The organism is Sutcliffiella tianshenii, assembly GCF_016908565.1.
In the GTDB taxonomy this organism is placed as follows: Bacteria; Bacillota; Bacilli; order Bacillales; family Bacillaceae_I; genus Sutcliffiella_A; species Sutcliffiella_A tianshenii.
Genome location: NZ_JAFBED010000001.1, coordinates 228,451 through 254,542, shown reverse-complemented (window position 1 = coordinate 254,542; position 26,092 = coordinate 228,451). Strand labels below are relative to the sequence as shown.

The window sequence follows — 26,092 nt, the reverse complement described above, 5'->3', positions numbered from 1 at the left end:
ATGAAAGTAAAAAAGGCAATTATTCCAGCAGCGGGTTTAGGAACAAGATTTTTGCCAGCGACAAAAGCACAACCAAAAGAGATGCTTCCAATCGTTGACCGACCAACGATTCAATACATTATTGAAGAAGCCATCCAATCAGGAATTGAAGAAATTCTTATCGTGACCGGTAGAGGAAAAAGAGCAATCGAAGATCATTTCGATCGTTCCTTGGAATTAGAAGAAACTTTAATTGCCAAAGAGAAGTATGAACAATTAGAGGAAATAAAAATGATTTCGGAAATGGCCGATATTCATTATATTCGTCAAAAAGAACCTAAAGGATTGGGACATGCCATTTGGTGTGCAAGAAAATTCATTGGTAATGAACCATTCGCGGTCATGCTTGGAGATGATATTGTTGTTTCCAAAGATGAGCCTTGTCTAAAACAATTGATCAATGAGTTTGAAATGAATAACTCTTCTGTAATTGGAGTACAGGAAGTGCCGGATAGTGACCTTTCTAGCTACGGTGTTATCGATTATGATAAGAATGAAAGTGGCAAAGACTTATTCAAGGTAAACGCATTAGTAGAGAAGCCACCTCTTGAAGAAGCACCATCAAACTTAGCGATAATGGGAAGATATGTGCTGACACCAGAAATAATAAATATCCTGGAAACAATTGAACCTGGCAGAGGGAATGAAATCCAGCTAACGGATGCACTTCAAGAACTTACGAATATTCAGGATGTCTATGGGTATCATTTCAAAGGAAGAAGATATGATATTGGAAATAAATTCGGATTCATCCAAGCTCAAGTTGAATTTGCATTAATGAGGGACGATTTAAGAGACCCAGTTTCAAAGCTGTTGAAAGATTTAGTCCGCAACATTTAGAATAGCGAGCGAGGGATAAATGATGAATATTTGTGTAATTGGTACAGGCTATGTCGGCCTGGTTTCTGGAGTTTGTTTTAGTGATATAGGAAATAACGTAACTTGTGTTGATATCGATGAAAATAAGATCGAAAATCTTAAAAAGGGAATAATCCCAATTTATGAGCCAGGTCTTGATGAATTAGTGTTGAAAAACATCGAAGAAAATCGACTCCATTTTACTACGGAATTACAAACCGCAATGAACGATGCGGAGGTGGTGATCATTGCAGTTGGGACACCTCCGAAAGAAACAGGGGAAGCGGACCTTCGCTTTGTGGAGGCTGTAGCAAGATCTATTGGGAAAAACTTAACGGATTATAAAGTGATTGTCACAAAGAGTACGGTGCCAGTTGGAACCGGAAAATGGATTAAAGGAATTATTGCGGAAGAAGCAGGACATTCAAATTTTGATGTAGCTTCTAACCCTGAATTTCTTCGTGAAGGCTCTGCTATTTATGACACCATGAATATGGAACGTGCAGTAATAGGAGTGGAATCAGATAAAGCAAAGGATGTTTTATCAAATCTTCATGAACCATTTCAAACAAACTTGGTTATTGCGGATATCGAAACAGCTGAAATGATTAAGTACGCGGCTAATGCATTCCTTGCAACAAAAATCAGCTTTATTAATGAAATAGCTAACATTTGTGAATTAGTAGGTGCTGATGTTACAAAAGTGGCAGAAGGTATGGGGCATGATAACAGAATTGGAAAAGCATTCTTGTCTGCGGGCATAGGATATGGTGGTTCTTGTTTCCCGAAAGATACGAATGCCTTGATCAATATCGCTGAAAACGCAGGGTACAACTTGAAAATTGTTAAAGACGTCGAAAATGTAAATGCGCAACAAAGATATCGTGTATATGACAAATTGGTTGAAGCTTTGAATGGGGATATTAGCGGCAAGCGTATTGCAATTCTTGGATTGGCATTCAAGCCGAACACTGACGATATGAGAGCAGCGCCTTCCATTGATATCATCCCAAAGCTGCATAGTGACGGTGCAGAGGTCCTGGCGTATGATCCTGTAGCAATGAAAAACGCCAAAAAAGAAATTGCAGGTCTTCAAACAGTTGAATCTTACGAACAAGCGGTTCAAGATGCAGATGCTGTAATCATTCTAACTGATTGGAACGAATTTAAAGAAATGGATCTTCAAGACCTTAAATCCAAGCTTCGTCATCCAGTTATGATAGATGGTAGAAACATGTTTCCTTTAGAGCAGATGGAGAATTTAGGCTTCTACTATGCTTCCATAGGTAGGAAAACAGTTAAAGCTGCTCAAATCTAATAATTGGCGGTTCAATCGCAACACCTAATTGACTATAAAAGATGTGTAGGAACTTCTACACATCTTTTGGTTATGTAGAAATAAAAAATGTAATAATGACTCTCATTGAGGTGAAATAATTGTGAAAAACAATTGGAAAAAGATTGTACTTATATTGTTTGGGGTTCTTTTTATTTCCGGCTTTTTCTTTTTGGATAGTGGGGAAGTTTTGTATAACCAAGAAAAAGAAGAAGAAGTAGAAGTAAGTACTGGGCAACAAAAGAATATTATGTCTTATATTGAAATAGCTAAGTTTAAATTCCACAACTTAACCATGTCAGAGGACTACCCTAATCCAGAAGATATGACCAAAGAAGAGATAGAGGATTATTTATCTAATTATTTTTCCGATCCCATCCTGAGCAAATTGACTGCCTATTGGTCTGGAGAGAGTGACGAAGTGGATGGACTTGTTAATCGGTTTCTTTCATTGAGTTCTGAAATTGAAGGTGCGGAATATGTCCCTCTGGAAGATCAAGAAGTTCGTGTGAACTGGTTCGATGAATATCAATCCATAGATGTTTTCCTTTTCGTTGAAAAGTCCGGAAACGGCTGGGTAATTACAGATATTGATTTTAAATAAGCTTTAGAAGTGAGCAACGGGGAGAAACAATGGTATGAGAAAAATTAACAGAGTACTTCTTCTATTGAGTTTTGTTTGTATTTATTTCTCATTAGGTACAGAAGAAGCATTTGCGAACTCTGAAGAGAATATGAGAATTATCATAAAGTATAAGGAAAATCGCAAATTATCCTATACTCAAAACGAGAAGTTGGAGATAAAGAATATTCAGAAGAAGGATTTTGAAAAAATTAAGAAACAGCTCGAAAGAAATACTGCCATAGATTACATGGAAGAGGATAGTAAGTATTACTATGCAGTAAATGATCCATTAATCAATAACCAAGCGAATTATTTTGAAATATTAAGTGTGGAAAATGCATGGTTGAATAATAACCAAAATTCAACTCCGACTGTTGCTATACTTGATTCGGGTATTGATCACATGCATCCTGACTTAAAAGGTAGAATTGTTAAGCCTTTTAATGTATTGTCACCTGGAAGTATGCCTACAGATGAAATTGGGCATGGTACCCATGTGTCCGGACTTGTAGGTGCTTCAACAAATAATGGCATTGGTATAGCTTCTATTGCAAGAGAGGTAAATATTATGCCGATAAAAGTTGGCGACAAGGATGGAGCATTCGCTTCAGATATAGCAAAGGGGATTGATTTTGCTGTAAACAATGGCGCGGATATCATCAACATAAGCATTGCTGGACCAAATAAAAGTACTTTGGTTCAAACTGCAATTGCAAATGCCATCTCCAAGGATGTCCTGGTAGTTGCAGCTGCAGGAAACAGTGCATCACCTGAAGTGCAATTTCCTGCTGGCTATTCAGATGTACTTTCTGTAGGAGCAGTTAATGGGCATGATATGGCTAGCTTTTCTAATTACGGGGAATGGGTTTCTGTAGCAGCCCCAGGTGTAAATATATTTAGTACGCATTTAACCACTTTTGCTGAAGGTTACAAGTACATGGATGGAACGAGTATGGCTTCACCGATAATCGCTTCACAAGCAGCTTTCTTGAAAAGCATAGACTATGGACTTTCCTCAGCCCAACTCTCACATATCATTGAAGAGTCAAGTGTGCATATGGATCATTTGCCAGTGAAGCATGGCATTGCTAATGTGGAGGAAGCGGTTCAATACTATCATCAGAAAAATAGAATATCAGGAAAGAACTCCCTCGAAACCTCCGTTGCCATAGCACTTAATGGATGGACTACTTTGGAAGAAAAAACACTGTCAAACGGTATAAGGAATATAAAAGGAAAGTTTGCCTTGTTAGCCAGCAACCAAAATTTCGCAGACAGCTTAGCTACTGTTCCTTTAGCCTATAAATTGGATAGTCCTATATTTTTAACAGAAAACAACTACCTTCCACAATCATCCATTATTACGATGAAGGAGATGGGAGTCAATCATGTTATTGTAGTAGGCGGAGAACAGGCAATAAGCAAAGAAGTAGAAAAGAAGCTTATCACTAATGGTTTGATAACAGAAAGGATTTCAGGGAAAACAAGATACGATACAGCGGTAGAGATAAATAAGTTCCTCTCCACAACAAGTGAAGATGTTATAGTTGTAAATGGCAAGAGTTTTCCTGATGCCTTATCGATATCTGCTCATGCAGCAACAAAGGGAATACCCATTTTATTTGTAGAAAAAACTTGGGTTCCGGATGCAACTAAACAGTTCATCCAGGATAATGATTTTAAAAACCGTTATATAATAGGTGGTACTGCAGTTGTGAGCACTGCGCTGGAAGCATCTTTGGATGCGAAAAGAATATCGGGTGCCAACCGGTATGCAACCAATATTGAGGTATTATCTAGTTTTCCTTGTCATTGTGAGGGATATAATTTTGCTACTGGAAAGGATTTTAAGGATGCCCTTTCAGGAGGATTACTGTCTGCGAAGCAAAATAAAGCATTACTTTTAGTACGACCTGATGATGTCGATGCTGCCACCGAGAAATATTTACTCATTCACCCAAAGAAAAGCTTTAATATATTCGGTGGAAGAAAAGCGGTCGATTCTTCTGTTATTTGGGAAATAGATCGATTGCTGTCTGGATATTAGGCGTATGACTGATGATAGTATAAATAATTTTATGGCTATCGGTTTTACGGTAGCCATTTGCATATTTATTGGGAATGTATTTAATTTTATTGTAAACATTATTAATATAGTTGCTTCATTGATGGCAGGAGGAAGAGAATATGAATATCCAGACAGATGAACCTTTGGTCTCAGTCATTACCCCCGTGTATAATGCTGCAAAATATATAGGAAAATCAATCGAATCCGTAATGGATCAAACATATCAAAATTGGGAAATGATACTCGTTGATGATATGTCTACTGATCAAAGTATTGAAATCATTAATGAGTATATGCAAAAAGACAAAAGAATCAAATTGATCCAGCTAACAGAAAATAGTGGAGCTGCAGTTGCGCGGAATACAGCCCTTGATGCTGCTGAAGGAAGATATATTGCCTTTTTGGATAGCGATGACCTTTGGAAACCGTACAAGCTAGAAAAACAGCTTGCTTTTATGATGAAAAATCAATATGCATTTACTTTTACCGCCTACGAGCTGATGGATCAAGACGGCACACCTCTAGATAAAACAATAAGCATGCCAGACAGCATCGACTATAAAGGCTTGCTTAAGAATACTATTATAGGGTGCTTAACGGTCATTCTTGATCGTGAGCAGGTAGGAAATGTTCGAATGCCGAATATCCGTACAAGACAAGATTTTGCCCTATGGTTGTCTATATTGAAAAAAGGGCACCGGGCTTACGCAGTTCATGAGCCTTTGTCGATATACCGTATAGTGGAAGGCTCCATTTCAAGCAACAAACTGCAGGCAGCAAAAAGAAACTGGTATGTCTACCGAAAAATCGAAAAGCTGAACCTGATATATGCCAGCTGGTGTTTTATGAATTATGCCTATACCGCCATTAAAAAGAGAGTTCAAGCGTAAGTTGTAGCACTTATTAAAAATTGAAAAGAGGCTGATTCAAAATAGGGATAATCTTTGTTTTGGGTACTAGCCTCTTTATTATGCTAAAAAAGTGAAACTATTTTGAGTGTTTTACGTCTAACAAATTGGGTATTTAAAGAGTGAAATGCTTTAATGAAAATTTTGTCATAATTTTAATCAAAATATAATGTTATTGTTAGAATTATGTCGAATCAAGTTTGCTACAATTAACTAGAATTTATTCATCTGCTGATTAAAACAAATATTGGCTATTTTATTTTACATTCATTTTCATTTGTTTGTAAAAAATAAGAAAAATAAATGATAGGTGGTTGTAACAATGGACATAAAACTTATTTTTACATTTTTGGCCTCCTTTGCTACTGTCCTATTCGTTACTCCTTTAGTCATAAAGCTCGCCCATAAAATTGGAGCAACTGATAAACCTAACCTTCGAAAGGTGCATCAAAAGATAATGCCGAGACTTGGAGGATTGGCAATCTTTATCGGTGTAGCAGTGGGGTATTTGGTATTTGGCCTTTATGATGAAAGAATATACGGTATCGTGGCTGGTGCAGTAATAATTATTGTAACAGGCATTTTGGATGACATGTATGAGTTGAGTGCAAAAATGAAGCTTTTGGGTCAGATCCTTGCTGCGGGGACTGTCATATATTCAGGTCTTACTATAGATTTTTTAACAATCCCATTTGTATTCGATAGGTTTGATTTAGGGTGGTTCGCCATACCGGTGACACTTCTTTGGATTATTGGCATCACAAATGCCATTAATCTGATTGATGGTCTTGATGGTCTAGCTGCTGGTATTTCAGCAATAGCTTTTGCTACATTGGCAGTTATGGCAGGACTTGCGGGTAAAGAGCTGATACTTGCACTTTGCTTAATTGTACTTGCAAGCACATTAGGGTTTTTATTTTACAACTTCCATCCTGCCAAGATATTTATGGGTGATACTGGGGCTTTATTCCTTGGGTATTGTATCGGGGTATTTTCATTATTGGGGCTGTATAAAAGCGTTACGCTCTTTAGTTTTGTCATTCCTATCATCATCCTGGGTGTTCCAATATTTGATACAGCCTTCGCCATCATAAGGAGAATACTTAATAAACAACCCATTTCTGCTCCTGATAAGAGCCATCTTCACCATCGCCTCTTAGCAAGAGGGATATCACATAGAAATACCGTGTTACTCATCTATGCATTCGGAATTTTCTTCAGTGTCTGTGCAGTACTGTTAGAATCAGCGACATTTATTGGTGGAATCGTCATCATTATAACGTTGATCATCATCATCCAATTTACTGCAGAACTTGTGGGCATCATAAATGTTCGCTATAAACCGTTTATCCATCTATATAAAAAGGTCACAGGAAAAGAGTGATTACGCATTACCTTTGATCACTCTTTTTTGATGAACTTAGAAATTCAGGAAGAAAGTCTGATGAATCACATAAAAATTCCCAGGGTATTTAATTTGAAAAGGTACAACTAGTTATTTCTTTTTTTGCTTATAGAATGTATACTAGTTTTTGTTGTGGTTTACGATTCATGAAATAGAAACTTTTATTTTTTTCTTTGACCTATAAAGGTAGATATTCAGACTTATAGATTATTACGTTGTACTTACAGACACCATTAAAAAAGGAGTTTTAAACTTGAAAAACATTCTAGATGAAAAAGGAACGAGAGTTGCTTTTATAGTTGTTGATGTTGCTTTGATTACAATATCGTATTTTCTGGCCTTTTATATACGTTCTGAGACATATGATGCGCGAAACTGGGATTCCTTTTTCTCGGTCCTCCCTTGGATCATGTTAATCAGTGTATTTTTCTTGTCAGTATTTGAAGTAAATCCTTCTCGCAGAAAGAGATTGTTTGATTACTTTGGAAGCATCATTGTCAGTACCACCTCCATCACGATTGCTACCATGGCAGTATCGTTCTTTTTCAGAGCGTTTGGATTACCTCGCTCGGTAATATTACTTTCATTTATAATAGGAATTGCCCTACTGACTATTTGGAAAGTTATTTTCTTGTATATTAGAAAAACTTCAAATCCTGAGAATGTACTAATTATTTCCAATCCTCAGGATAAAAGAAGACTTATGTATCAAGTTGAAGAAACATTTGCTTCAAAAATTAATTTGCATTTTATAGACTACAATTCTCCTATAGAAGAAATATATGAAGCTATTAAAAATGCAGAGTCTGTTGTGATTGGCTCCAAGGATACGGATGAGAAAAAGAGCTCCATCATTTACTATTCCTTCAAGAACAATAAGAACCTTTATCTGGTCCCATCTTTCTATGACTTGTTATTGTCTAAATCAGACATTACGCCATTTGAAGATACGATGGCACTCTCCATCAAGCCATTTGGACTTTCGATTGATCAACAGATTATTAAGAGAACGTTTGATTTAGTAGTATCAATTGTGGTACTTCCATTCTTAATACCTATTGGAATTTTTGGCGCTTTATTAATAAAGTTAGAGAGCCCGAAAGGTTCCATTTTCTTCAAACAAGCCCGTCTTGGAAAAGATAATAAAGAGTTTAGCATCCTTAAATTCCGTACAATGGTTGAAAATGCAGAAAGTGCCACGGGTCCAACTCTTGCAAAAGAAAAAGATCCCCGCATTACTAAAATAGGAAGTTTCTTAAGAGCAACGAGAATCGATGAAATTCCTCAAATTTTAAATGTTCTTAAGGGTGACATGTCTATTGTTGGTCCTAGGCCTGAAAGAAGCTTCTTCATTGAGCAGTTTAAAAAGGATATCAGCTCTTACGAATATCGTAACTCCGTAAAACCTGGTATTACTGGCTATGCTCAAATCATGGGTAAATATACTACTGGCGTTCAAGATAAACTTAGATTTGATTTACACTATATCCGTAACTATTCATTGATGTTTGATATCATAATTCTATTAAGAACAGTACTGGTACTAGTAGATAAAACGAAATCAGAGGGTGTTAAAACTCAGCCTCAAGAAAATAACTAAACTAATAAAAACCGGGTAGTTGACACAAAATATTGGTCAATTACCCGGTTTTTATTTTGGATGTTAAAAAGGAAGTTAATAAGAATAAGAAACCCCCTATCGCCATATGACGGTAGGGGGTTTCTTTTATTCCAAGTCCTGCTCAGGAGCTGAAATTTGCAAATGATTTCTTATCTCGCCTTTTATTTCTTCGACGCTTTCCTCATAGGGGACAAAGTAATAAACCCCACCAATATAGGAGTCTTCACCTTCCAAGGTTATTGTACTAATGTCTTTGGAGTCAAAATTAGCAAATTGCTTAGTAAGTCCAATCCCTTCAGAAACACGTACATTGGTTTCAACGTTTTTACCCAGTTCTTTTGAGATGTCATCAACTTTGAAAATGTTCTTAGGTGAAACTAGTTCATCAATGAACGCTGCCATAATCTGACGCTGCCTGTCGTTACGGCCAAAGTCACCTCTTGGATCCTGCTTCCTCATTCTAGCATAGGCTAAAGCTTCTTCCCCGTTAAGGTTCATTTTTCCTTCATAGAAGCTTAATCTCTTTTTAGTTTCATCGCTTGTCTCAGTAAAGTCAAAAGGTACATCAACTGTAACTCCATCCACGATATCAATAATATTTTTAAATCCTTCAAAATTAACCGTAACAAAGTAGTCAATAGGTACCTCTAAGAAATCTTCTACTGTTTCTATGGTAAGATTCTTTCCACCGTATACATGTGCGTGATTTATCTTGGTTTCTCCTTCTTCAGGTACGGTAACAAGAGTATCACGAGGTATACTTAGCATCTTCATCGTTTTCTTCCCTGGATCAATCGTTGCAACAATCAAACTATCTGTTCGTCCGTTCGTCCCCCCAGTAGAATAATCTTCAATACCCATAATAAGCACGGAGAACGGATCTTTGCTTATCTTTATTTCTTTATCCCTCAGGTCTGACTTGCCACCCCTGTCGATCTCAGTATAAGCTCCATTCGCTGCTTGCAGCGTTTGGAAAATAACATAACCACCATAACTTAATCCAATTATACATATAATTAATAAGAACTTAAGAATGCGTTTAATGACTCTATTTTTGTTCTTTCTACGTTTAATTCTTGAATTGTTCAATGTTTGATCTCCTTCTAGGCTAAATAACCACTTGTTGCTCTCTATACATTAATATGCCTTCTTTTGTTGTATTTTTACCTTGGGTAAGCTCTATTATCCAGTTTAGGTAATCTTCTACTTGCTCTTCTTCGACTAAGATATCCAATTGAACAGAATCTGAATACTGTATATCCTTTATAGAAAAGTTTGATGATCGAATTTCATTTTCAACTTTTCCTAACAAAGTATAATCGATACTTGTATGCATTAGTCTAGTAAGTGTAAGCTGTACAATCCCCGTTTCAGACAACCCTTCAGAAACAGCCTTTCCATAAGCTCTAATCAACCCGCCTGCACCAAGTTTAATTCCACCGAAATAACGGGTAACTACTACTACCGTATCTTTTAGCCCTTTTTTCTTTAATACTTCGAGCATGGGTACTCCGGCTGTGCCACTTGGCTCTCCGTCATCATTTGCTTTCTGGATAAGGTCGTTTTCACCAATCAAGTAGGCGGAACAATTGTGCGTTGCATCCCAATGCTTTTTTTTGATTTCTTGTATGAAATTTTGTGCTTCATTCTCAGTCGTGGCTCTATTAAAATAGGCGATAAATCTTGATTTTTGTATGATTATTTCGTGCTCTCCGTACCCTTTAACGGTCAAGTATTGAGATAGCAATCGGACAACTCTCCTTCGCTTACAAATGCAATGGGTATAACTTTTAACAAAGCCATACCTTACTCATTATAAGTCTATAAGGAGATGACATCAAATGAAATATAGTTCCAAATCCCTTATAATCGACAATATAACCATTGTTTAATTGAATTGTAATAATATTGTTATACAAGTAAAACTTTTGTCCGATATAATTAGTAATGGACAATTTTCGACATTACCCCCACAAAGTGCAAAAATATTAAGAATAGTATACCGTGTAGTGTCTTTTGGTCTATTGGGTATAATGTACTATATAGAATAAGAAGTAATACTGATATTCTTTTAAGAATACAGGGTCTTTTGGAGGATGTCCTATGTCTCGGAAAGTTATAAACTCTAAACAATTAGACATGATTATTGATCAAATGGTAAAAACGGTCGAAGTGAGTAAAGATGAAATTTTCGAAATAGGGGAAAATTCAAGAAAAGAATTCGAGACACTGGCCAAGGAATTAAATTCGGTAAAGCTTGAAGTTGCACAGTTGATCCATAAGCAGGATAAACTTGAGATGCAGGTTCGCATGGCAAGAAACCGATTATCAGAAGTGAGCAGGCAATTCAAAAAATTTACAGAAGAACAAATCAGGCATGCCTATGACCATGCGCATGAATTACAGCTGGAGCTGCATACAACATCACAATTGGAAGTGCAGCTGCGCAATCGGAGAAACGAGATTGAACGCAGGCTGGTCAACCTCGAAGAGACGATCACGAAAGCTGATCGCCTAGTCAGTCAAGTGTCCGTTGTGCTGAATTATGTAACAAGTGATCTGCAGCAGGTAGGCCAGATGATAGCAGATGCATCTGAGAAGCGTGAGTTTGGTTTTAAAATTATGGAAGCACAAGAGGAAGAGCGTCGGAGGCTATCAAGGGAAATCCATGATGGGCCGGCCCAGATGCTTGCCAACGTCATGATGCGGTCAGATCTCATCGACCGGACCTTCCGTGAACGCGGGGCATCGGAAGCGTTAAGCGAGATCCGCTCCTTGAAGGTGATGGTCCGTTCCGCACTTTATGAGGTGAGGCGAATCATATACGATCTTCGCCCGATGGCGCTGGATGATCTTGGCTTGATCCCAACCTTAAAGAAATACATTTCGACAACAGAGGAATATCATAACGGTCAGCCAAGGGTGGAATTCATGCACATGGGTTCCGAATCAAGACTATCGGCAAATCTAGAGGTGGCAGTATTCCGTTTAGTACAGGAATCGTTGCAAAATGCAATCAAGCATGCACAAGCAAATCATATCCATGTAAAACTCGAATTAAAACCCACTCTTATTACAGTTATCGTCAAGGATGACGGAGTAGGGTTCGATACGACAGAAAAAAAAGAAAAGTCGTTTGGCTTACTCGGAATGAGGGAACGGGTGGAACTGATCAGCGGCGAACTGAAGATACAGTCGAAGCCGGGATCGGGAACCACGGTATTTATCCAGATTCCATTAAGCTAATGAAAGATTTGGGAGGATGAGAGAGAATGGATACAACAAAAATCGTAATTATTGATGATCATCAGCTTTTCCGCGAAGGAGTAAAACGCATTCTGGATTTTGAAGCCAACTTTCATGTAGTGGCAGAGGGTGACGATGGAATCGAAGCGTTGGACCTGATGGAAAAGCATAATCCGGATGTCATCATCATGGATATCAACATGCCGAAGATGAACGGTGTCGACGCGACCAAGCAATTGGTTGAGGCAAACCCGGAAGCAAAGGTCATCGTCCTTTCCATCCATGATGATGAAAACTATGTGACACACGCCCTGCAAACAGGAGCACGCGGCTATCTGTTAAAGGAAATGGATGCAGATGCATTGGTCGACGCTGTGAAGGTTGTCGCTGATGGCGGGTCATACCTGCATCCAAAGGTGACGCATAATCTGGTAAGGGAATATCGACGCCTATCCGAAAACGGCGGATCCAACGGCGGTGGTGCTGCAACACTTGCGTATAAGCAAGTCGAAATCAGACGTCCATTGCACCTCTTGACACGCCGCGAATGCGAAGTGCTTCAGCTTTTGGCAGACGGTAAAAGCAACAAGGCGATTGGGGAAGCATTGTTCATCAGTGAAAAAACAGTGAAGAACCATGTCAGCAACATCCTTCAAAAAATGAATGTAAATGACCGCACACAAGCCGTAGTAGTAGCAATCAAAAACGGTTGGGTAGAGGTCCGTTAGTCTTGGAGAGTAAGAAGCTCCAAGGCTTTTCTTTTTTTGGATGAAACTTATGGGGGTTTCATGTACAATCTATATATAAGAAGGCTCTTTTCGTAAAGTTTGTTGCTTATGTTGAATACGTCAAAAGCAACACTGTATGCGAAAACATCCTATAAGAAATATGGATTAAGGAAGGTTACTTATTATGAAAACGGCTATAGTTACGGATAGTACAGCCTATATCCCAGCGGAAATACGCGCAAAGCATCACATACATATGATTCCTCTTAATGTGATATTCGGCAACGAATCCTACCAGGAGGAAGTCGAAATCAAGGTCGACCAGTTTTACGATGAAGTAAGGAATAAGAAGGAGCTTCCTTCCACCTCCCAGCCGGCGATCGGTGAATTTGTGAAGCTTTATGAGAAGCTTTCCGCTAATTATGACGCGGTGGTGAGCATCCACTTATCGAGCGGCATCAGCGGAACGTTCCAGGGCGCGGTTGCTGCAGGGGACATGGTGGACAATATCGAAGTGCACGCTTTCGACACAGAAATCAGCTGCATGATCCAGGGGTTCTACGCCTTGGAAGCTGCTGAAATGGCTGCGGAAGGAAAGGGTCCGGAAGAGATTATGACTCGGTTGAATGAGATGAAAGAGTCGGATCGCGCTTATTTTATGGTGGACGATCTTTCCCATCTGCAACGCGGCGGCCGTTTGAGCAGTGCCCAGGCGCTTGTCGGGAGCTTATTGCAAGTGAAGCCACTTTTGCATTTCGTGGATACGAAAATCGTTCCTTTTGAGAAGATTCGTACCCGTAAAAAAGCGGTCAAGCGGATGTATGATCTTTTAGATGAAGATGCATCCTTGGGAGTCCCGATGCGGGCGTCGGTGATTCATGCCAATCGTGAAGCGGAAGCGGAAGAGATGATGAAGGAGCTTGCATTGAAATACCCGCACGTGGAGTTTTTTGTGAGTTATTTTGGCCCGGTTATCGGTACGCATCTGGGTGAGGGTGCGTTGGGGCTTGGGTGGTATAAGAGGTAGATGTTTTTGTGTTGTATGGCGGGTTTTGATGGGGGACACCACACTTTGGGAGTGTGGTGTTTTTTGTTTTTTGAATACATACAGGCGGGGGGAGAGTATGACCGCGCGCGGAATTTGTTGGTTAGTGGCGAAAGGTGCGGATTGTGCATAAAATTTAATTTTTCACCGAAAGCGGGTAGTTTTTGAGCGTAAATTGCATTTTTTGTGCATAACCACTCTAAAATTGAGCGTAAATCGAAATTATTGTGCATAAGCAATTTTTCGGCAAGAAATGCAGTGAAAATGACATTTAATTAAAGCAGGATTTGACAATCACGGTGAAGAATCCTATGTAGATAACCTAAAGGAGTGATGAAATGATCAAAAAAGCACGTGAAAAGTCAGTAAGATTGCTCACCGTTGAAGCAGGGGCGAGAAGGACTAGGCCCAATCATCTGAGTTATTCACAAATTGAAGGGGAATTAGGAAGACTTCAGGCAGGGTACCGCGGAGAACGAGCACTAGACTACTATTTAACCTTTCTCCCCCATGAAAATTATTTGATTTTCCATGGTCTTCGCCTCGAAGACCATAAGAATAGGTTTTTTCAGATGGATACCTTGTTGCTTTCCTCAACACATGGAGTAATTCTCGACTCAAAGAATATTTCTGGCGAGCTCGAATTTGATGAGATTAGCCATCAGCTGAAAAGAAAGTCCCAGAATGGATATGAAACCTTCGGAGATCCAATTTCGCAAGTGGAGCGGCAAAAATTACAATTAGGCAAGTGGATGGAGCAACATTTTGGCAAACACATCCCAATTGCAGGACAAGTTGTCCTAACGAATAAAAATTCAACCCTCATTGGGGTCACCCCAGCACTTATGAAAAAAGTCACCTTCCTGACCAATCTCCCAAACAAAATCAAAACCTTTAATGAAAATTTCCAAAACCCTATTTTAAATGAAAAAGAGCTTCGGAAAATTGCCCGGACACTTATCAAGAAGCATGTCCCAGACAGCTTTGATTTTTTCAACTTTTTTGGAGTGAATGCTGATCAGCTTGTAAAAGGTGTAATTTGTCCGCAATGTACACACGCTCCAATGGTAAAGCTGAAGTCAGGATGGTTTTGCGAATCCTGCGGGTGTTGTTCAAAAACCGCACATTTAGATGCGCTGATGGACTATAGTCTTTTGATAGGTAAATCCATCACCAATAGCCAGGCAAGAGAATTTCTGTGTCTGCCTTCGAGATCGGCAGTTGGGTACATTTTTCGCCCTATGAAACTTCAGAGTGAGGGACAGGGTAAAGGTAGCGTTTATCTCCTCGATGGGATTAACCAACCATGATGCGAATTCTAATGAAAAACTTCACTGATCAACCGTCACCCAATCCTGAATACCCCTTTTCAAAAGACCTCCACCAATTCCTCACCGGCAAACGCCTCCTCCCAGAAGAGCTTCCCTTTACAAACGACCTGATTAAACATCAACATCAAAACGGCTATCTACATTTCCACCACGGTGTTAAAGACTACATCTGCAACCGCTGTGGCAACAAGGACCGTGAGCTGTTCGCGAGCTTTCATTGTGCCAGGTGCAAGAAGGAGTGCGTGTATTGCAGGAAGTGCATTCAGATGGGACGGGTGAGTGAATGTACGCCTTTGATCAATTGGAATGGTCCTAACCTGAGAAATGCCACAAATCACCGGCTTCAGTGGGACGGCACCTTGTCAAAAGGACAACAGCTTGCCTCCGACCAGGTTGTGCAGGCCGTGCATAACAGGACCTCTCTACTTGTATGGGCAGTTTGCGGAGCTGGAAAAACAGAGGTCCTTTTCAAAGGAATCGAGGCTGCTCTCGTGAAAGGACAAAGGGTTTGCATCGCCACTCCACGTACCGACGTCGCGCTGGAACTGGCACCACGCCTTCAGCAGGTTTTCCCGGAAACGGATATCGCGGTGCTTTACGGCGGCAGCGAGGACCGAATGAAAAATGCCGTGCTCACGATTGCGACTACGCATCAACTCCTCCGCTACTACCGGGCGTTCGACACGATCATCATTGATGAGGTGGACGCTTTTCCTTACTCGATGGAACCGATGCTGCAGTATGCTGCGAATGAAGCAAGGACGGAGGATGGGGCGATTGTTTACCTTTCTGCCACTCCTTCAATGGAAATGCAGCGTGAGGTGAGACTGAAAAAGCTGGACAGTGTGGTCATTCCGGCAAGGTATCATGGCAAGCCTCTACCAGTGCCAAGTTTTAAGTGGTGCGGGAAATGGCGCGTAAAGCTTGGAAAAGGTAGAATCCCGATCAATGTAAAACTGTGGCTAGAAGAACATTTTAAAGGTGGAAAACCTATCTTTCTTTTTGTGCCTGACATTGAACTCTTGGAAAAGGTTGTGGGGATTTTGCAGCAAAGCTATGGGGATAAGGTTGCTGGCGTGCATTCCAAGGATAAAGAACGAAAGGAGAAAGTGGCGCGTTTTAGGGAAGGTAAAGTAAAAATCCTGGTGACGACGACCATTCTCGAGCGCGGGGTGACCGTGCCGAATGTGCAGGTGGGGGTGCTTGGAGCGGAGGATGACATTTTTACGGAAAGTGCTTTGGTGCAGATAGCGGGAAGGGCGGGACGGAATGCCAAGTTCGCTTCAGGTGATGTGCGCTTCTTCCACTATGGCAAAACAGGCGAAATGATTCGGGCAAGAGACCACATAAGAAGGATGAATTACCGGGCAAAGCAGGGAGGGTTCCTGCATGAGTAAATGCCTCATATGTCAGGAGTCGATCGCTGCGCATTTTGGATGGACCGAATTTCTAGGGTTGGGAAAGGAAAAGCTGATTTGTACTGAGTGTGATGCTAGGTTCGAAAAGATCGGGGGAGCGCTGTGCGATTGGTGTGTTCGGGAATGGAAGGATGGTGTGTGTCCGGACTGCAAGAGATGGGAGAACACAAAATATAAAGGGGTATTGAAGTACAACAGGTCTGTTTATCACTATAATTCTTTTATGAAGGAAGTGCTGGCACTATACAAGTTTCGGGGTGATGCTGTGCTTGCGAAACTTTTTAAGGATGAGTTGAAAAAGATCTACAAGACACATTTTCAGGATCTGCTTGTTGTACCGATCCCGCTGAGTGAAGAGCGTTTATATGAGCGGGGGTTCAATCAATCCTTGTTTTTGGCTCAGCAGCTGGATGTCGAAATTGTGGAGGCGTTGACCAAGAGCGAAGCGGGAAAGCAGTCAAAGAAGGGACGATTAGATCGCATGTCAGGAGAGAATCACTTTTACGTTGCACTGCCAGAAGCCATTGAAAATAAAGATATTGTGCTCATCGACGATATCTATACCACCGGAACAACCATCCGGATGGCATCCAAACGTCTGAAGGATGCAGGGGCAAAAGAAATCTCCTCACTCACGCTTGTTCGAAGTTAACTTTTTCGAAATCCATACGATATAAAGGATAGAAGAATTCGGACAAAGGGGAGTTTCGCGATGTCTCAGCTTGATAATTGCCCAAATTGCGGGCAGGTTTACATAAAGAATGCTTTTCGCGATGTGTGCATGGATTGCTATAAGCAGGAGGAAGAGGATTACCAGAATGTCTATAAGTTCATCCGTCAGCGCCAAAACAGGACTGCGACGATGGAGCATGTAGTGAACGGTACGGGTGTATCAGAAGCGCTGATTATTAAATTCATCCGTAAGGGAAGAATCCAGCTTGCCCAGTTCCCGCATCTAGGGTACCCATGCGACCGTTGTGGTACATTAATAAGGGAAGAAAAGCTTTGTGTATCCTGTAAAAAGGATATCCAGACACAGCTGACTCAAGTGGACAGGGAAGAAGAGCGTCAGTTAGAGATGAAAAACTTAGGTAAAACCTACCATGCCGTAAATAAAAATAAGAGATAAACTTTTAAATATGGTTGCCGATATAATAAGTAGAAAATCGAACGAGAAAGAAGGGATATGCTTATGAAAATAAATAATATTGGTCCTTCTGGTATCAATCCATATAAAAATCAGGCGAAGCAGACGATGAAAGCTTCGACTCATGCAAAAGCGGATCAGATTGAAATTTCCACTAAAGCATTGGAGCTGCAGGAGCGTTCCAAGTTTGCTGAAGCCCGTCAGGAGAAGGTGGCATCTTTGAAGATTGCTGTCGAGAATGGAACTTATCAGGTAGACCCTAAAACTGTAGCGAAAAATATGATTGATTTTTATAAGAATTAAGGAGCGATTATGTCCATTTCAGCCATTATCACGATTTTAGAAAAACTGGCAACACTCCACGACTATCTTTATGAATTAACTGTGCGGAAAGCAGATATCGTGAAAAATAACAGTTTGGAAGACTTGCAGAATCTAAATAAAGAAGAGCAGAAATTCCTGAAAGCCATTTCTCAGCTTGAACAGCAAAGGTTGGCACTTTCGAACAATAAGACCATTTCGGAGCTAATGGTAGTAGCCACTGATGAGGAAAAAACTGCGCTATTGCAATTAAAAGACCGTTTATCAATAAGCATCGAACAAATACAAGAACAGAACGATTTAAATCAACAGCTTTTACAACAGTCCTTGCAATTCATTGCAGTAACCCTGAACACGCTAACACAGGAGCCTAGTGCGGTTACCTATGAAAAGAGTGCAAACATCAAAAAGAACACCAACACCCCGACACGCTCCATGTTCGATTCAAAAGCTTAGGAGGAAGACCCCATGCGTTCAACATTTCACAGTCTCGAGGTAGCGAGACGTGGTTTAGTCACACAACAGACGGCCCTTCAGACAGTAGGTCACAATATTGCCAACGCCAACACGCCTGGATATACAAGACAACGCGTAAACTTCACTCAGACAGAGCCTTATCCTCCTGCTTCCATGAATCGCCCTCAAATTCCTGGACAAATGGGAACTGGTGTAGAGGCTGGCAGCATTCAACGTGTACGTGAGGGTTTTTTGGATATTCAATATCGAAGTGAAAATAATAAAGTTGGTTATTGGGAATCACGTGCTGATGCCCTGCAAAAGATGGAAGAAATCATGAATGAGCCTTCTGAAACAGGATTATCCACGACGCTCGATCGTTTCTGGCAGGCATTTCAGGACCTGGCTGTGAATCCGACCAATGCAGGCGCCCGTTCTGTAGTAAGGCAGCGCGGTTTGGCAGTTGCAGAGACGTTCGGCTACTTATCCGGCTCTATCACTTCAGTTCAGCAAGATATTAAAAATGAGATGGATGTTACGATCAAGCAAGTCAATTCTCTTACACAGCAAATAAATAACCTAAATATGCAAATCGGGGAAATAGAACCTCACGGATATTTACCGAATGATTTATATGACGAACGCGACAGATTGGTGGATGAGCTTTCCAAGATCGTCAATATAAAAACGACACCTGTAGGAAGCGGTGGATCAGCAAAGGATATCGCGGACGGGAAGGTAAATATCGATTTAGTAAACCATGCAGGTATAAAAATTGGAACTTTAGTAGATGCATCCCGATTGAAATCATATGATATGGACTTGGAATTCCGTCAAGGAACAGGCTTGGTGGATGGTTTCAAGATAGGGGATAATAGTTTTGGTGTAAACTCTCTCCAATCTTCCGGAAAATTGAGAGGACTGATTGATTCTTTTGGATTCATGGATGGCCAAAAGGAAATGGGAATCTATCCTGATATGCTGAATCACTTGGACAACATCGCTTATGATTTTGCACAAGAAATCAACAGGGTACATAAGTCCGGATGGAGTGTATCAAGCATGAATGAAGGTAAGCATACTTCTTATGAATTTTTCTCTTTTACAAATACAGATGTATCAAGCGAGAAAAAGAAGGATGCGGCAAAGCTCTTCACGGTTTCACAGGATATCATGCGGTCCCTTGATAACATTGCAGCTTCCGGCTATAACCAAGGTGTCATTCCGACAGGGAGTTTCCATGGCTACAACGGGAAAGACGCAGTGTCTATCACTTTACAGTCAACGTTGGATGCTGAGGGTGTCCGACAGTTCACTTATAAAATCTATGATATGACGCAATCGCCTAAAGTGGAAATGATGACTTCAGATAATTTTGAAAGCCTGGATGATTTGGCAGTAACCCTTTCAGAGGAATTTGTCGATGAGAACGGTGAACCTTCTGTAGCATTTGATATGGAATTGGTCCGAATGGATGATGTGTCTGACGGCAACTTCATTACAATAGACATTCCTCAAAAGGGAGAGGTAGCAGGACGGATCGGTGACGGATCCAATGCAATCGCCCTTGCAGAGGTAAAAGCCCGTGCATTAAAACTGAACGGCGTATCCACCACATTCCAGGACTACTATGAAAGTGTCATCGGTGGATTGGCAGTGGATGCACAGGAAGCCAATCGCCTTTCCTATAACAGTGAAACATTAAAATTATCCGTGGATCAGCGCCGCCAATCGGTGAGCGGTGTATCCCTGGACGAAGAAATGTCAAGTATGATCCAATTCCAGCATGCCTATAATGCCTCAGCCCGTATGATCACCCTGACAGACGAACTGTTGGACAAGATCATCAACGGCATGGGCATCGGCGGAAGGTAGGAGAGTTAAATGCGAGTAACACAAAGCATGTTAAGTCAAAATTCGTTGCGACAATTAAGTACAAGTTATGGGAAGCTTGGGAAATTGCAGGAACAGCTTTCCACAGGCAAAAAGATTTCCAGGCCATCTGATGATCCGGTTGTCGCGATGAAAGGGATGTACTATCGTACGAACCTTACGGAGCTTGAGCAGTATAAGCGGAACCTTAGTGAATCGTATGCGTGGATGGAGAATTCGGAAGCGGCTTTGGATCATGTACAAAGTGTGATGCATCGAGCGCGGGAGTTGATGGTACAGGGCGGTACGGATACGCTCTCTCCAGAAGATCGTAAAGCGATTGCGGTGGAAATCGAGCAGTTGAAAGAGGATTTTGTCCAGGTTTCAAACACTCAGGTCGCAGGAAGATACATTTTTAACGGGACAGCTATCGATAAACCAAGAATTACAGATTCGATTGATCCTTCCTCTGTCAGCACAGAAAATTCACCTTTCACAATTGAAGTTTCCAGAGGCATCAAGCTTCAGGCCAATATCAATGTGGATAATGTATTCAATAAAGAGATGATGGAAGTTTGGAACGGGATTCAAACAGCACTTGAAACAAGTGATATGGATAGCCTGAAGGAATTTGCTGGACGTTTTGATCAGCAGACCGATCTGATTTCAGCGGAGCGCTCAGAACTTGGGGCACGCTATAACCGACTGGAAATGGTCGATAATCGCATCGGCTACCAAGAGGTTGTCGCAACACGTATCCTTTCAGACAACGAGGATGCGGATATAGAGCGTGTGATCATGGATTTGACGAGTCAGGAAAGCGTCCACCGAGCTTCACTTGGAGTGGGAGCGCGAATCCTTCAGCCATCATTAATGGACTTTTTACGCTAAAAGGAACTGTCTTAAGGCTGTCGCATGACAGAGCTTTAAGGCAGTTTTTTTCGAATAGGAGGGGTTATATAACATGCTTTTTCCTCAAATAAGATTGGAGTCATCATTCGCTCAGACAGAATTATCGGTAAGAAAGCCAGTTCAGGAAATCCAGCAGCCCAAGGCAGAAATGATAATCGAACAGCCTAAAGCGGAATTGATAATTGACCGAACCGCTTCTCGCTTAAGCATCGACCAGACCAAGGCACGGGAAGATATGGACTTGAAAAGTGTAGGACGGCGGATTGAAGAAGCGGCCCAACAAGGCTATCAGGACTGGCTGGAGGGGATGGCTCGAGTTGCTCAGGACGGAAATGAGATGATGCGGATCGAGCATGGCGGCGGTGCCATTGTACGCCAGGCGAAACGCAACAGTGAGGGTTCCCAAGATCAGTTCAATATTGGCTGGATTCCCTCCCATTTTAGTGTGAAAATTGACTATGATCCGGGTAGAGTGGAAATCCGCTTCAAGGAAAACAGTCCGAATATCCAGGTGCAGATCAATAAACCGGTCCATGAATACACCCCGGGCTCAACAGAAGTGAATCTTGCAAGATACCAGTCATTAAAAATAGATTTCGAGAACCTGCGCCATGTGGGCACAGGCGGATACGAACAAACTATATAAGGTTGTGAAAAGATGAAAATAGAGACGAAATATCATGGAGTTATGGAAGTATCAGAACAGGATGTCGTAACTTTTCCTAATGGGATACCAGGTTTTAATGAAGAAAAGCAGTTCACGGTAATTCCATTCTCTGAGGATGGAGTGTTTCAGATTCTACAAAGTGTAAGCACTTCTGAATTAGGCTTTGTCATAACGAATCCATTTGCATTCTTCCCGGATTATGATTTTAAGCTGGAGAACCAAGCTGTCGAGGCTTTAGAACTAAATGCCCCGGAAGAGGTGGATGTATTTACTGTGCTGACTGTCCAGGAACCATTCACCAGAACAACAGCAAATCTGCAGGCACCGGTTGTCATTAATGGAATGAAAAAGCTAGGCAAGCAAGTCATTCTATCAGGTTCACCTTATTTGACAAAACACAAACTATTCCAAGAAGCTGAAGCCAAATAGAAAGGAGGAGACAGCATGTTAGTACTGACTCGTAAAAAAGATGAAGCGATCAAAATTGGCGATGACATTGAAATTAAAGTGATTGGCATCAGCGGCGACCAAGTGAAAATCGGAATCGAAGCGCCAAAGCATGTGGAAATACACCGTAAAGAAATTTATTTATCCATACAGGAAGAAAACAACGCAGCGTCTCACTCCTCCCTGGACCTGCTTCAGGCCCTGTCACAACAAATGAAAAAATAATGTAAAATTTTCTCCCAACCCTATTAAACGTTGTCGAGTCAGGTCGATATAAAACATGTAAGCAGATAGAATTAAAAGGCGGCCGACTTTTGAACTGTCTGCAAATATAGTACCGATTACACAAGGACGTGAAATCGGCGACAACTCAAGGAGGAAAATAATAATGAGAATTAATCACAATATCGCTGCGTTGAATACGCACCGTCAATTGGGCGCTGCAAACAACGGACAAATGAAATCTATGGAGAAATTATCTTCAGGTCTTCGTATTAATAAAGCTGGAGACGATGCTGCAGGTTTAGCGATTTCCGAAAAAATGCGTGGCCAAGTTCGTGGTTTAGACATGGCTTCTAAAAATGCCCAAGATGGTATTTCTCTAATTCAAACAGCAGAAGGCGCATTAAATGAAGTACATTCTATCCTTCAACGTCAACGTGAACTAGCTGTTCAAGCTTCCAATGATACAAATGTTGGTGCTGACCGTACAGCATTAAAAGCTGAATTTGATCAGTTGTCTTCTGAAATTGGACGTATTAAAGACAACTCTACATTTAATACACAAAAATTATTAGATGGTTCTCATTCATCTGCATTGAAAATTCAAGTTGGTGCTGATGCAGGACAAGTAATTAACATTGACTTAGATACTGTAGGAGTTGACCTAACTGCTGCTACCTCAGCTGTTTCTGCTCTTAATATTTCTACTCAATCTGGCGCCGATGCGGCGATTACTGCTGTCCAATCACAAATTGAAAGTGTGTCATCTGGTCGTTCTTACCTTGGAGCACTTCAAAACAGATTAGATCACACTATTAATAACTTAAACAATGCTTCTGAAAATGTAACTGCTGCGGAATCTCGTATCCGTGACGTTGATTATGCTTTAGTTGCCTAAGCAGCAACAAGCACAGTCGTCCTAACTGGTAACGGTTAGTGATTATGATCGGGTGAATTGCTGGAAACCCATTAGAGCTTTTCTTACCACAACGCAGTTGGAAACGACAATCGTGATGGTTTGATAAAAGAAAAGATTTGGCAATCAGCAGCCAAGCTCCTGTTCCGAAAGGATGGAGAAGGTTCAACGACTAGGATAAACCACCTAAAGCGTAAGCAATGGTGATGAAATCCATAGGTGATACAATGTCCATCAGCATTGTGAATCCGAAGTGCCCGACCCCTACCAATATGTGAGGGTGAAGATATAGTCTAGTCATTTATGAAAGTAAATGTTCGCACGATGGCGAAAGAAATGATGAATCAAACAAAGAATTCTATTCTTTCTCAAGCAGCACAAGCAATGTTGGCTCAATCTAATCAAATGCCTCAGGGTGTATTACAACTTTTGAGATAATTGAATATGTGGGCGTCTAGCATGGTAACTAGCTAGAGAATAACTGGGTGAATTGCTGGAACTTCCTAAAGCCTCCTCAACCACAGCGGAACTGGAAACGGTCTACGTAATGGTTTGAAAATGAGGAAGATGAAACAATGGATAATCAGCAGCCAAGCTCCTGTTCCGAAAGGATGGAGAAGGTTCAACGACTAGGGAATACGGTCTAAGGCGAAAGCTATGACTATGAATCTCGTAGGGCAGCATTGCTGTTCGAAGTGCCCAGCTCCTATTATGAAAATAGGATGAAGATATAGTCTATTCTATGATCGAAAGGCATAGTCGCTAAGCAAGCGAACCAACAACCTCAAGGAGTATTACAACTTCTTCGATAAATATATTTTGAAGCCTATCTCACTGTTGAGATAGGCTTCTTTACAAAAACAGGGGTGTATTTAATGATGCCATTTTTTTCACTATGTATGATAATAAAAGATGAAGAAAAAGTACTTAACAGGTGTTTGGATTCTGTTAAAGATATTGTAGATGAAATTATAGTGATTGATACTGGTTCAACAGATAACAGTAAAAAAGTTGCTGCATTATATACTGAAAAAATTTATGACTATTGTTGGAATGATGATTTTTCAAAGGCGAGAAATTTTGCTGCATCTAAAGCTTCAGGAAAGTGGATAATTGTACTGGATGCTGATGAGTATGTTGATAAAGAAAGTTTTATGATGTTTAAAAAGGATTTGGAAGAAAAAGAGGTAGAAGAAAACATATTCATTACACAAATTGTTAATTTCATGGGAGTGGAGGGAGAAGGTACCTCTTTAAATTATCATGAGCGAATCTATAGAAATAACTCAATGATTTATTACTATAGAAGTGTTCATGAGATGTTAAAACATTCCGATAGTAAAGAAGTAAGAGGTATTGCTTCATTTCAAATTTTCCATACTGGATATTTAGAATCAAATATGAAAAAGAAGCGTGATTCTCAAAGAAATCTAAATATATTAAAAATGAAAAGGGCCAAAGAGCCTATGGACTATTATTTTTTAGGGAATGAATATTATTCCTTAAAAAAATATGACCTTGCAATTTCATATTATAAAAAAGGTTTTCAAAAGAAAAAAAGTATTAATTCAGACTGGATTCCAAAATTGTTAGTAAAGTTAATTAGTTCTCTTCAACTAGCTAATAGACACCAGGAAGCCAAGAATATAATAAATGATTCAATGAAAGTTTATCCTAGTTTAGTAGATTTCAAGTATTTAAAAGGAAAGATGTACCTTGATCAAAAAAAGAATAACAAAGCGATTCTCATTTTTGAAGATGTTTTAGCGAAAAAAGAAAAATTCCAGGCGAATTTTAGTGAAGATTTTCTTGAGTATCTTCCACATGGACATTTAGGAGAATTGTATGAAGAAACTGACGAGTTTAACCTAGCGGTACACCACTACTCTAAAGCAATTTCATTAAATGATCAAAATAACTATTTGTGGGTTAGGCTTATTACGTTGTTAGCAAAAAAGAGTTCAATAGAAGATATAATTAATTTCTTGAATAATAATGTATTGACGAGAAAATCTATGACATACAAAAGATTTGCAACCATCATACTTAGCGTACCTATTTTAGAGGTAAGACAATTAATTTTATTGCTGGATTTTAGTAACGAGTTAACTCCTCTCGAAAAGGAATCTATCGAATTGAAAAGTTATTTATTACACAAAAAAATTAATTTAATAGCTGAACAACTTACAAAGAAAAGTGTTACAGAAATAAATATAATACTGAATGGTCCAGTATTTAAGTTGATAGATTTAATATATATATCGATAAAGTCTGACTCAAACTACTTAAAATCAGTTCTTTATGAAATTTGTAAAGAGAAAGCTATTCTGAATATATTAGATTCAATTTTTAAGGGGAAGTCAATAAAGATAAATGAAAAGGAAGAAAAAATATTGAGAGCTTTATATATTGAATGCGATGTTTACGACGATAAGGAACTTATTCAAATTCTCAATAACCGTAAATATAGAAGAAATATAACAACACAATTAATGAGGTAAAAT

26 protein-coding genes and 1 pseudogene are annotated in these 26,092 nt (G+C 40.0%); 25 read left to right on the top strand and 2 right to left on the bottom strand.

Annotated features, from left to right (window positions below; genetic code table 11):
* From galU to JOC95_RS01095, 8 genes are all read left to right on the top strand, one after another.
* Entirely contained in the window at window positions 1-879 is an 879-nt protein-coding gene (gene galU, locus JOC95_RS01130; RefSeq protein WP_204412636.1) for a UTP--glucose-1-phosphate uridylyltransferase GalU, read from the top strand.
* A 19-nt stretch (window positions 880-898) separates the two neighbouring features.
* Entirely contained in the window at window positions 899-2,215 is a 1,317-nt protein-coding gene (locus tag JOC95_RS01125) for a UDP-glucose dehydrogenase family protein (RefSeq protein ID WP_275580503.1), read from the top strand.
* A 121-nt stretch (window positions 2,216-2,336) separates the two neighbouring features.
* Window positions 2,337-2,837, top strand: a complete 501-nt coding sequence (locus JOC95_RS01120; RefSeq protein WP_204412634.1) for a hypothetical protein — start codon at window positions 2,337-2,339, stop codon at window positions 2,835-2,837.
* A gap of 34 nt (window positions 2,838-2,871) precedes the next feature.
* Window positions 2,872-4,905, top strand: a complete 2,034-nt coding sequence (locus JOC95_RS01115) for a cell wall-binding repeat-containing protein (RefSeq protein ID WP_204412632.1) — start codon at window positions 2,872-2,874, stop codon at window positions 4,903-4,905.
* 4 nt (window positions 4,906-4,909) lie between these two features.
* Window positions 4,910-5,065 (top strand): hypothetical protein, encoded by a 156-nt coding sequence (locus JOC95_RS01110; protein ID WP_204412630.1) that lies wholly within the window; start codon window positions 4,910-4,912, stop codon window positions 5,063-5,065.
* The gene (gene tuaG / locus JOC95_RS01105; protein WP_204412628.1) at window positions 5,046-5,816 is read left to right on the top strand and encodes a teichuronic acid biosynthesis protein TuaG; all 771 of its coding nucleotides are present in this window, start codon (window positions 5,046-5,048) and stop codon (window positions 5,814-5,816) included. Before JOC95_RS01110 ends, tuaG begins: the two co-directional genes overlap by 20 nt.
* 340 nt (window positions 5,817-6,156) lie before the next feature.
* The gene (locus JOC95_RS01100) at window positions 6,157-7,218 is read left to right on the top strand and encodes a glycosyltransferase family 4 protein (protein ID WP_204412626.1); all 1,062 of its coding nucleotides are present in this window, start codon (window positions 6,157-6,159) and stop codon (window positions 7,216-7,218) included.
* A 274-nt stretch (window positions 7,219-7,492) separates the two neighbouring features.
* Window positions 7,493-8,839, top strand: coding sequence for a sugar transferase (locus tag JOC95_RS01095; RefSeq protein ID WP_204412624.1), 1,347 nt, complete (start codon window positions 7,493-7,495; stop codon window positions 8,837-8,839).
* A gap of 126 nt (window positions 8,840-8,965) precedes the next feature.
* Here JOC95_RS01095 and JOC95_RS01090 read toward each other — a convergent pair whose 3' ends face one another.
* Window positions 8,966-9,949, bottom strand: coding sequence for an LCP family protein (locus JOC95_RS01090; RefSeq protein ID WP_204412622.1), 984 nt, complete (start codon window positions 9,947-9,949; stop codon window positions 8,966-8,968).
* Window positions 9,950-9,968: 19 nt separating this feature from the next.
* Complete coding sequence (locus JOC95_RS01085; RefSeq protein WP_204412620.1) at window positions 9,969-10,607, bottom strand: YigZ family protein; 639 nt, start codon at window positions 10,605-10,607, stop codon at window positions 9,969-9,971.
* A gap of 356 nt (window positions 10,608-10,963) precedes the next feature.
* On the opposite strand from JOC95_RS01085, the gene JOC95_RS01080 reads away from it, so the two are divergent.
* From JOC95_RS01080 to JOC95_RS01000, 17 genes and pseudogenes are all read left to right on the top strand, one after another.
* A complete protein-coding gene (locus tag JOC95_RS01080) occupies window positions 10,964-12,106 on the top strand; it encodes a sensor histidine kinase (RefSeq protein WP_204412618.1) in 1,143 nt (380 codons plus the stop codon).
* A gap of 26 nt (window positions 12,107-12,132) precedes the next feature.
* Window positions 12,133-12,834 carry a response regulator gene (locus tag JOC95_RS01075; protein WP_204412615.1) on the top strand — a complete coding sequence of 234 codons (702 nt, stop codon included), beginning with the start codon at window positions 12,133-12,135 and terminating at the stop codon, window positions 12,832-12,834.
* A 184-nt stretch (window positions 12,835-13,018) separates the two neighbouring features.
* Window positions 13,019-13,861, top strand: coding sequence for a DegV family protein (locus JOC95_RS01070; protein ID WP_204412613.1), 843 nt, complete (start codon window positions 13,019-13,021; stop codon window positions 13,859-13,861).
* Window positions 13,862-14,217: 356 nt separating this feature from the next.
* Entirely contained in the window at window positions 14,218-15,189 is a 972-nt protein-coding gene (locus tag JOC95_RS01065) for a nuclease-related domain-containing protein (RefSeq protein ID WP_204412611.1), read from the top strand.
* Window positions 15,186-16,607, top strand: a complete 1,422-nt coding sequence (locus JOC95_RS01060) for an ATP-dependent helicase ComFA (RefSeq protein ID WP_239582648.1) — start codon at window positions 15,186-15,188, stop codon at window positions 16,605-16,607. Before JOC95_RS01065 ends, JOC95_RS01060 begins: the two co-directional genes overlap by 4 nt.
* Entirely contained in the window at window positions 16,600-17,280 is a 681-nt protein-coding gene (locus JOC95_RS01055) for a ComF family protein (RefSeq protein ID WP_204412609.1), read from the top strand. Before JOC95_RS01060 ends, JOC95_RS01055 begins: the two co-directional genes overlap by 8 nt.
* A 60-nt stretch (window positions 17,281-17,340) precedes the next feature.
* Window positions 17,341-17,757, top strand: a complete 417-nt coding sequence (locus tag JOC95_RS01050; RefSeq protein WP_204412607.1) for a TIGR03826 family flagellar region protein — start codon at window positions 17,341-17,343, stop codon at window positions 17,755-17,757.
* 63 nt (window positions 17,758-17,820) lie between these two features.
* Window positions 17,821-18,078, top strand: coding sequence for a flagellar biosynthesis anti-sigma factor FlgM (gene flgM, locus JOC95_RS01045; protein WP_204412605.1), 258 nt, complete (start codon window positions 17,821-17,823; stop codon window positions 18,076-18,078).
* A 9-nt stretch (window positions 18,079-18,087) separates the two neighbouring features.
* A complete protein-coding gene (gene flgN, locus JOC95_RS01040) occupies window positions 18,088-18,552 on the top strand; it encodes a flagellar export chaperone FlgN (RefSeq protein WP_204412604.1) in 465 nt (154 codons plus the stop codon).
* 12 nt (window positions 18,553-18,564) lie between these two features.
* Window positions 18,565-20,427, top strand: coding sequence for a flagellar hook-associated protein FlgK (gene flgK / locus JOC95_RS01035; protein WP_204412603.1), 1,863 nt, complete (start codon window positions 18,565-18,567; stop codon window positions 20,425-20,427).
* Between the two features lie 9 nt (window positions 20,428-20,436).
* Entirely contained in the window at window positions 20,437-21,315 is an 879-nt protein-coding gene (flgL, locus tag JOC95_RS01030) for a flagellar hook-associated protein FlgL (protein WP_204412602.1), read from the top strand.
* A gap of 73 nt (window positions 21,316-21,388) precedes the next feature.
* Window positions 21,389-21,982 carry a DUF6470 family protein gene (locus JOC95_RS01025; RefSeq protein WP_204412601.1) on the top strand — a complete coding sequence of 198 codons (594 nt, stop codon included), beginning with the start codon at window positions 21,389-21,391 and terminating at the stop codon, window positions 21,980-21,982.
* A gap of 12 nt (window positions 21,983-21,994) precedes the next feature.
* Window positions 21,995-22,432 (top strand): flagellar assembly protein FliW, encoded by a 438-nt coding sequence (gene fliW / locus JOC95_RS01020; protein ID WP_204412600.1) that lies wholly within the window; start codon window positions 21,995-21,997, stop codon window positions 22,430-22,432.
* A gap of 15 nt (window positions 22,433-22,447) precedes the next feature.
* Entirely contained in the window at window positions 22,448-22,675 is a 228-nt protein-coding gene (gene csrA / locus JOC95_RS01015) for a carbon storage regulator CsrA (RefSeq protein WP_204412599.1), read from the top strand.
* Between the two features lie 163 nt (window positions 22,676-22,838).
* Window positions 22,839-23,570, top strand: a complete 732-nt coding sequence (locus tag JOC95_RS01010; protein WP_204412598.1) for a flagellin N-terminal helical domain-containing protein — start codon at window positions 22,839-22,841, stop codon at window positions 23,568-23,570.
* A gap of 342 nt (window positions 23,571-23,912) precedes the next feature.
* Window positions 23,913-24,026, top strand: a pseudogene (locus JOC95_RS01005) (flagellin); the annotation flags it as partial.
* 437 nt (window positions 24,027-24,463) lie between these two features.
* Window positions 24,464-26,089 (top strand): glycosyltransferase, encoded by a 1,626-nt coding sequence (locus JOC95_RS01000; RefSeq protein WP_204412597.1) that lies wholly within the window; start codon window positions 24,464-24,466, stop codon window positions 26,087-26,089.
* Window positions 26,090-26,092: the final 3 nt, after the last annotated feature.